8 protein-coding genes and 1 pseudogene are annotated in these 7,781 nt (G+C 31.4%); 6 read left to right on the forward strand and 3 right to left on the reverse strand.

Annotation, left to right across the window (positions count from 1 at the left end; all coding sequences use genetic code 11):
• From V5787_RS08195 to rlmF, 3 genes and pseudogenes are all read left to right on the forward strand, one after another.
• Positions 1-230: pseudogene (locus V5787_RS08195) on the forward strand (IS1595 family transposase); the annotation flags it as partial.
• 128 nt (positions 231-358) lie between these two features.
• Positions 359-1,321, forward strand: a complete 963-nt coding sequence (locus tag V5787_RS08200; protein ID WP_336892760.1) for a tRNA-dihydrouridine synthase family protein — start codon at positions 359-361, stop codon at positions 1,319-1,321.
• 12 nt (positions 1,322-1,333) lie between these two features.
• Positions 1,334-2,257 carry a 23S rRNA (adenine(1618)-N(6))-methyltransferase RlmF gene (gene rlmF, locus V5787_RS08205; RefSeq protein ID WP_336892761.1) on the forward strand — a complete coding sequence of 308 codons (924 nt, stop codon included), beginning with the start codon at positions 1,334-1,336 and terminating at the stop codon, positions 2,255-2,257.
• A gap of 129 nt (positions 2,258-2,386) precedes the next feature.
• Here rlmF and V5787_RS08210 read toward each other — a convergent pair whose 3' ends face one another.
• On the reverse strand, positions 2,387-4,663 hold the full coding sequence (locus tag V5787_RS08210) for a TonB-dependent receptor (RefSeq protein ID WP_336892762.1): 2,277 nt from the start codon (positions 4,661-4,663) through the stop codon (positions 2,387-2,389).
• Positions 4,664-4,739: 76 nt separating this feature from the next.
• Here V5787_RS08210 and V5787_RS08215 point away from each other — a divergent pair, with 76 nt between their 5' ends.
• Positions 4,740-5,141 (forward strand): transcriptional repressor, encoded by a 402-nt coding sequence (locus V5787_RS08215; RefSeq protein WP_336892763.1) that lies wholly within the window; start codon positions 4,740-4,742, stop codon positions 5,139-5,141.
• Between the two features lies 1 nt (position 5,142).
• Here the strand turns inward: V5787_RS08215 and V5787_RS08220 are convergent, their stop codons facing one another.
• Positions 5,143-5,310: a DUF5522 domain-containing protein gene (locus V5787_RS08220; RefSeq protein ID WP_336892764.1), complete on the reverse strand. Its 168-nt coding sequence runs from the start codon at positions 5,308-5,310 to the stop codon at positions 5,143-5,145.
• A gap of 3 nt (positions 5,311-5,313) precedes the next feature.
• Positions 5,314-6,036, reverse strand: a complete 723-nt coding sequence (locus V5787_RS08225) for a DUF4197 domain-containing protein (protein WP_336892765.1) — start codon at positions 6,034-6,036, stop codon at positions 5,314-5,316.
• A gap of 297 nt (positions 6,037-6,333) precedes the next feature.
• Between V5787_RS08225 and sigZ the strand changes: the two genes are divergently transcribed.
• Complete coding sequence (gene sigZ / locus V5787_RS08230; RefSeq protein WP_336892766.1) at positions 6,334-6,882, forward strand: RNA polymerase sigma factor SigZ; 549 nt, start codon at positions 6,334-6,336, stop codon at positions 6,880-6,882.
• A gap of 60 nt (positions 6,883-6,942) precedes the next feature.
• Positions 6,943-7,659, forward strand: a complete 717-nt coding sequence (locus V5787_RS08235) for a class I SAM-dependent methyltransferase (protein WP_336892767.1) — start codon at positions 6,943-6,945, stop codon at positions 7,657-7,659.
• Positions 7,660-7,781 lie beyond the last annotated feature (122 nt).

The following is a 7,781-nucleotide window of genomic DNA, read 5'->3' on the forward strand; positions in this document are numbered from 1 at the left end:
ATGGAAAAAACTTCAAAGAGTTACATGTGCTTATTATGCAACTAAAATCTTGGTTAAGAGCAATACCAACTCATGTAAGTAAATGGCATATACAAGCTTACTTTGATGAATTTTGTTTTAGAATTAATAGGTCACAATACAAAGAATCCATTTTTTATAAAACAATTCTTAGAATGTTACTACAAAAACCTAAATATCAAAAAAATACAAAACAGAGACTAGGCGTGTAACTCAGTCAATTTTAAATGAATTCTCTAAATATAAACCTAATGAATATAAAATAGTCATTAGGTTTATATTTAGAGAATTCATTTAAATAAGATTCAACTACCGTATCTTTGCCAACTATTATAATCCTATGAGCCTTACTTTGCTTTCTTCTCCTTTGCAAGGATTTACAGATTTTCGATTTCGAAATGCTTTTCATAAATATTTTGGCGGCATTGATACTTTTTATGCGCCTTATATACGTATGAATGGAAAACTTCTGATAAAATCTTCTTATAAAAGAGATTTAGCATTAGAAAACAATGATACCCTAGAGATTATTCCACAAATCATGACCAATTCTGAAGATGAGTTTATGTTTGTAGTTAAGTATATTCAAGAATTAGGTTATACCGAATTGAACTGGAATTTAGGTTGTCCCTACCCTATGGTAACCAAAAGAGGAATGGGATCTGGATTGATTTGCAACCCAGAAAAAATTGATCGTATTTTAGATCGAGTACATTCTGAAACCGATATTACCGTTTCTATGAAAATGCGTATGGGCTATGAAAATCCAGAAGAAATTCAAAAGGTTTTTCCTATCCTCGACAAATACCCTCTAAAAAATATTGCCATCCATGCACGCATCGGAAAACAACTATATAAAGGAGGTGTGGATTTAGATTCCTTTCAGAAATGTGTAGACAATACAAAACACAAACTGTATTATAATGGAGATATTACAAGTGTCGCTGCTTTTAAAAAAATGCAAGAACGTTTCCCTTCCATTAATCATTGGATGATTGGACGTGGTTTGATTGCAGATCCCTTTTTACCTCAAATGATTAAAAACAACACCAATGATTACCCAAAAAACAGTATGGAAATTTTTAGAGAATTTCATGATACTATTTTTGAAGAATACGATAATTTTTTATCAGGCCCCACTCCCATCAGAATGAAAATGTTAGGCTTTTGGGAATATTTTGCACAGTCATTTGACAATCCGCAGAAAGTATTCAAAAAGATAAAAAAAGCAAAAAGCATAAAAAACTATCAAGTTGCTGTATCCGAGATACTGGCAAATAAAGAATTTAAAGGATTTCAATAAAATCAACTCACTATGTCTGTAAAAACAGAATCTCCTAGAGAAGAAAAGTCAAAATTACACCCAAGAAACAAACACCGTGGTCGATATAATTTTAAAGAACTTATCGAAACACTACCCGCTTTAAAACCATTTGTTTCTCAAAATGAATACAAAGATTATTCGATTGATTTTTTTAATCCGAATGCCGTAAAATCGCTTAACAAGGCTTTATTACTACGTTATTATAACTTAAAAGAATGGAAAATACCTAAAGGATTTTTATGTTCTCCTGTGCCTGGCCGTGCTGACTATATACATTATTTGGCTGATTTATTAGCGGAGAACAATGAAAGTAAAATTCCTAGAGGTATTGACGTAAAATGTATTGATATTGGTGTAGGTGCCAATTGTATATATCCTATTCTAGGTCACCAAGAATATGGCTGGTCTTTTGTGGGGGTAGATATTGAACAAGCGTCTCTAAATTCTGCTGAAAATATATTAAATGCAAATCCAACTATCAAAGGTGCTATTGAGCTTCGCTTACAACCAAACTCAAAAGATATTTTTAGAGGAGCGATACAAGAAAATGAAAAATTCACGCTTAGTATCTGTAACCCTCCTTTCCATACTTCTGCAGAAGCTGCAGCTTCTGCTACCAAAAGAAAATTAAAAAACCTAAAATCTAAAGGAGCCGAGACATTAAATTTCGGTGGTCAACATAACGAATTATGGTGTGAAGGTGGAGAAATTTCTTTTTTAAAAAATATGATTCGTCAAAGCAAACACCATGCAGATAATGTAGTTTGGTTTACATCTTTAGTTTCTAAAAAAGAAAATGTAAGACCTTTAAAAGTATTGTTAAAAAAATTAGGAGCAACCTCGGTAAAAGCAATTTCTATGGGGCAAGGAACTAAAACGAGTAGAATTTTAGCGTGGACATTTCAATCTATCTAAGAAAGAAGCTAGCTTCATTTAGTAAGTTATTCTTTGTTACCCTTCGACAGGGTTCCGATCAAGTTTGAAAACAAAAAAATCCTCACAGGTGATAACTTGTGAGGATTTTTAGCTGCAGTACTTTACTACTTATTTCAATTTGTAATCAAAATTGTATTTCAATCCCACATAGGCATTTATTCCTATGTTCGGGATTTCCAAGGTTTTAAAACGAGATAGATGATCTACATAATCAACATTGAAAATATTTTTAACTCCCAACTCTATAGCAATAGTATTCTGTTTTCCGAAAGCCTCTAAACTAATCCCAATATTCGCCAACCCATAAGCAGCGCTTGCTGTTTCTAAACTAGAAACTCTATTTTGATCAAACTTATAGAGATACTGTACAAAAGCAGATTTTATTCTAAGCTTACTTTTTCCTGAAAACTCAGCTCTTAACAAGGTGTTTAATTTTGTTTGCGGAATTAAAGGCAAAGCCTCTCCGTTTTTATCTTCTGCTATTACGGTAGACAAATCAGATTCTATATGCAGCCAATGTATCTTATGAGGATGGTAATGCAGACCTATTTCCCCACCATACAATACGGCATCTTTTTGATTATATTGAAATACGGGCTGACCTTCTACCTCTTCAGCTGTAGGAGCTATATATATATAATTATCAATACTGTTTATAAAAGGGTTGATCTCAAATTCAAAATGTTCATTTTGATATCCTATTGAAAAATCTACCTGAATTCCAGTTTCGTTTGTAAGCGCACTATTTCCTTTTTCATATCTATTTGTTCCGCCATGAGATCCATCAGACAACAACTCAGAAGTATTTGGTGCTCTAAATCCACTGGCAATATTTGCTCTTAATTGAATTTTGTCTAAATCATACACAGCACCACCAGAAAAACTGAATCCCTTATAAGATTTATTCAAAGCCTCAAAAGAACTTTCGTCTGTAAACTTGCTTTTTGTATCTATTGTTCTTTTATCTATTCGCAAACCTGCTTGTAATTTTAAAGCATCAAAATCAAAATTAGTCAAGGCAAACAAACCTATATCTTGAGTATTTCCATCTGGAATTAAAAGCTCTTCACCAGAATTGACATTTGTTTGATACATTGCCTGACTCCCTAGGACAACATCAATAAAGTCGGCATATTTCTCAGAATGCCATTTTATATTATAAGTATAAGTAGACAGCTGTAATCCCATAGCATGTTCTTCTTCTTCATGATCTTCATCATCGTGATCATCATGGTCATCATGGTCATCATGGTCATGATGTTCTTCAAATTCCTTTCTTTCATTAAAAGTATAACCAAACTTGACGTCCAGTTTGGAATCTCCCATAAAAATTATATTATCAAAACTTAAAGCATGGTTATCAATTGATTGATAAGGAATTTCAAAATTCCTCCTATTACTATCAGTATACAAAGTCTCTTCTACAATTCCATAATTATTTTGTAGATAACTATACCTAATATTTGAAACCCAATTTTTTAAATTAAAACCAAAAGATGTTTTAAAATTTTTCTCATCAAATCGAGTGTTGAATACTTTACCATACGATGGTGTTTTATAATCCGCATGAGATGTATGACCTGCAAATACATTCAACTTTAAGCTTCCTTTATGTACTTTATAGCCTAATGAGCTTACACTTCCCATAGTTGCAGTATTAAACCGACTCTGAACAAATCCTTCAGTCTCATCATGTTTTGCATAACGTTCGTCAATAAAATACAAAACCCCTCCCAAAGCATCGGAACCATATAATAAAGAAGCTGGTCCTTTTATAATTTCCACTCCTTCAATTCCAACTTCACCTACACCAACGCCGTGCTCTCCTCCCCATTGTTGGTTTTCAACACGAATACCTTGACTATAAGTTACAATTCTATTTCCCGACAATCCACGGATAACAGGTTTACCTATTCCTACTCCAGAACTTATAATATCTACACCTGGAATATTAGTAATCGATTCTGCTATAGACAAAGGAGCAGTGAATGTTAATTGCGCAATAGATTTATAAACTACAGCAACTGTATTTTCTCTTTGTAATTTCCCCGTCGATTTTGACACAATCACTTCATCCAAGTCAAAATGACTTTCCTCTAAATAAATTATTTTTCTATTAGATTTTTTTAAATTCAAATACCTGTCTATTGACTCATACCCTAAGTAAGTAATTTGAATATGAATTTGTTTTTGATAAAAATGTTCGACAATAAAACGTCCCTCTTTATCGGTTATAGTTCCCGTTTTCAATTCTGGAAAATAGATTTCCACATTCTCTAAAGGTTTTTCAGTTTTACTATCTAAAATAAGAGCAGAGAAGTCTTGTGCCTTACAATTTGAAGAGATCAACAGTATAAATGAAATTTTTAAAAGTAATTTTAGCATATCTTTTTGTATATTTGTAACATTGCTGCAAATATATAGTTATTTTTTGTAACGATGTAACATTTATATATTTTTTATGAAAAAAATTTTAAAATCAAATCAACTTAGTGTAACTCCTTTTCGCAAGGAAGTACTTTCAATAATATACAACCATAAAGAAGCTGTTCCTCTGTCTGTATTTGAACAAGAATTAAAAAACTACAATCGTATTACTTTATATAGAACACTTAAAGTATTTCTTGAAAAAAAAATAATTCATGAAATTGCCATGAGTGGTCAGGATACTCATTATGCTATTTGTAAAGAAGACTGTTCTACAATAAAACACGAGCACCAGCATTTACATTTTAAATGTAAAAAATGTAAAACCATCACTTGTGTTTCCTTGACCAAGTTTCCTAAAATTGAACTTCCGTTGTATCAAATAGATCAATTGGAACTACAAGCAACTGGACTTTGTAACAGTTGTCAATCTTAATTTACATAAAAGTATCTGTTTTTTTATCGTAGTTATAAGCACAATGTTTACAACCATTTTTACAACAAAAGCCTCTTTTTAAATGGTATTTCTCTGTAAACACACGATAGCCATCTTTATTCCAATAAAAATCTTCTTTTTCTAAGGGAACTAAATTATAACTAGACATCTTTTATTTTTCATCTTGTAATGCAAATACTTGTTGTAATAGTGAAGAACTACGTAAACTTACTTTTTCACGTATTCCCACTTCTTCAACGGCAATCATAGTAAAAACTCCTTGTAAGGCTTCTTGAGTTACATAATCTGTTAAATTTGGATTCACATCCTCAATAAACGGAATGCTATTGTATTTTGTAATCAAAGTAGACCAAACTTTATCTGCTCCTACCTTAGTAAAAGACTCCTTAATAACTGGATTGAATTTTGCATACAATTCATCTTTCGTTTTACTCTCTAAATAAACTGTTGCAGCATTTTTGTTTCCAAACAAAATAGTTTTTACATCTGTAATACTCATTTCCTGTACAGCATTAACAAAAACGGGAATAGATTCCTTTACCGCATCTTCTGCTGCGCTATTCAATAATTTTAAACCTTGATCTGCTAAATCTCCCAAACCAATACTTCGAAGCGTTTCGTCAACTTTTCTTAATTCTGCAGGCAATAAAATCTTTACAGCATCATTCGTATAAAAACCACCATCAGACGCAAGCTTAGTTACCTGATGTTCTATCCCATTCTCTAAAGCCTCTTTTAATCCATTACCAATTTGACTATTTGATAAAACAGACTCTGTTGACGTTGTGTCTGAAACACTTTTAACTATATTTTGCAACTCAGAACAAGCTGATATCTGAAATACAAATAGTACTAAACCAATTCTCTTAAACATTTTTATTTTTTTTAATTATTCTGTAAAACTAAGACATCTAGGACTCTAAAAAAATAAATTAAAATATTTTACATAAATTTTGAATCTTTCTTGACTGTTTAGCGTCTTATAAGTAACTTTAACTCTTAAATAAAACATTATGAAAAATACAACTTGTACATGTAATTGTGAATCATGTAAAAACGGACAATGTGCAAACTGTACTTGCGAATCTTGTACTTGCACAAACTGTAATTGTTAACTTAATCTTCTCTCTCATCTCTACTAAAGAATTGAGAGAGAATAATATATTACACCATGAACACAGAAAAAATTTGGTCTGAATTCTCATTAGCGTTAAAAAACTTTATTTTTAGTAAAGTAAAAAACGAGACTGTTGCTAAAGATATTTTACAAGAAGTTTTTATAAAAATTCACTTACATAAAAATGAACTTAAGAAAAAAAAGCAATTAAAATCGTGGTTATTTTCCATCGCTAATAATACAACCATAGATTATTTCAGAAAAAAAGACCTAGTACTTCCCTCCCAACCAGAAAACAATTCAACAGAAGAAAACTCAAAAGACAGCCACAATCCAACAGATTGTTTATTACCACTAATTCTAGCCCTTCCTGAAAAATATAGAAAAGCATTATTATTGACAGAAATAAAGGGTATTAAACAACAAAATGCTGCTGACCAACTTGGAATATCATTACCTGCTGCCAAGTCTAGAATTCAACGAGGTAGAGATTTACTAAAAAAAGGTTTTATCAACTGTTGTGATTATACCATAGACAAAAATGGCCTTCTAAAGGGTGAACACAAAAACATTGATGAATGTAAAGTTTGCAGTCCTAACTAAACTTAGTTCCAACAAATAATTTATTCCTAAGCTATTTTGCTAAATTTGCAAAAAAAACACATGTCCAAAGACATTTACGGAGCAGCTTTATTAGATTACCAAAATAACTTATATACTGATGATTTAATTACTTCTTCATCTATCGCAGAAGAAGACACTATACCTCTTCCCTACTTATTTAGATCCTTTGACAAAATGCCTATACTTGAACAAAAAGCACTTCAGGAATGCAAAGGTCATATTCTAGATCTCGGTGCAGGTGCAGGAAATCATTCTCTTTATTTACAAAACAAAAACAAACAGGTAAGCGCAATTGACATTTCTAAAGGAGCTATAGAAGTGTGTAAACTTCGAGGTATAAAAAAGGCTACCGTACAGGATATTTGGTATTTAGAAAATAAAAATTTTGATACCATCCTCGCTTTAATGAATGGTACAGGTATCTGTGGTAAACTAGATCAACTGGCTCCTTTTTTACTCAAATTAAAATCACTTTTAACTTCAAAAGGGCAAATCCTTATCGACTCTTCTGATATTATTTATATGTTTGAAGACGAAAAGGGAGAACATTGGATTCCTAGTGAGATAACATATTATGGAGAAGTTGAATTTAACATGAGTTATAAAAAAGAAATTGGAACTCCTTTTCCCTGGCTCTATGTAGATTTCAACACCTTACAACGCTGTGCCAACTACAATGGACTTCATTGCGAACTTCTAGAAAAAGGTGAACATTATGATTACTTGGCTAAACTTACAATTAAGACCGTTGCATAATGCTCTTTTCATTTTTAGATTTCAATTTTGACTTTTTAAATCTAAAATTTATATTTTTTTTTCTTATTTTCATTGTTTATGTTAGTTATGGATCTATTTTTTGGTTCATTTTCCTTTAGTTT

Origin of the sequence: Flavicella sp. (assembly GCF_037132785.1) — a bacterium.
GTDB lineage: Bacteria > Bacteroidota > Bacteroidia > Flavobacteriales > Flavobacteriaceae > Flavicella.